The sequence below is a fragment of the Acinetobacter sp. GQ146 genome (genome assembly GCF_059758585.1).
Genome location: NZ_JCAXDV010000026.1, coordinates 1 through 630 on the forward strand (window position 1 = coordinate 1; position 630 = coordinate 630).

Below are 630 nucleotides of genomic sequence, written 5' to 3' on the forward strand. Positions count from 1 at the left end.
ACCCGAACCATCAATTTTAAGTTGCGAACCACCTGCGGTAATCACAATCTCTTTCGGACTGGTAATTTCAATGCGGTCTTCTGTGGAAACAATTTGAATATTTTGTTTGGCCAAAATACTCAAGGCATCACTTTGCGCCTGCATTTCAAACTTGCCTTTGGCCGCCACTTGCTTAATGCCGTCCTGTGCTGCAAATAAACTGGCTTTACCACTCACATGTGTAATCAGATTTTTTTGCGTAGTTAGATTGATACTGTCCCCTGCAAACTGGTTAATCTGCCCATCAGCGGACACATGAATGTCCGCATTGGTACTTAAACCAATCCCATCTGGCGAATTTAAAAGTAATAACGCCTTTTCAAATTTTGCAATCTGCGTCTGAATTTGGTCTGCAAATTCTTTGAGTTGCTCAATCGACTCTATTTCATCAGTTTGCTGATTCTTAGCCACTTCACTCAAAGCTTTGGCATTACTCTGGTTGTTTTCCAACTGTTGTTTGGCAACTTGTGCCTCCAGATGATCGCCTTCTGCTTGTACTTGTGCATGCGTGCTGATTAATAATCCTTCACCTGCGCGTACTGCCCCCCATTGGTCAGTCCGCAGTTCAAAACCTTCACCACGGTCTTCACT

1 protein-coding gene is annotated in these 630 nt (G+C 43.5%); it reads right to left on the bottom strand.

Going from position 1 to position 630, the window contains the following annotated elements; genetic code table 11:
* Positions 1-630 (bottom strand): DUF2345 domain-containing protein (locus AC6CHI_RS16120; protein WP_498122506.1); only part of this gene is annotated, 630 nt, incomplete at both ends.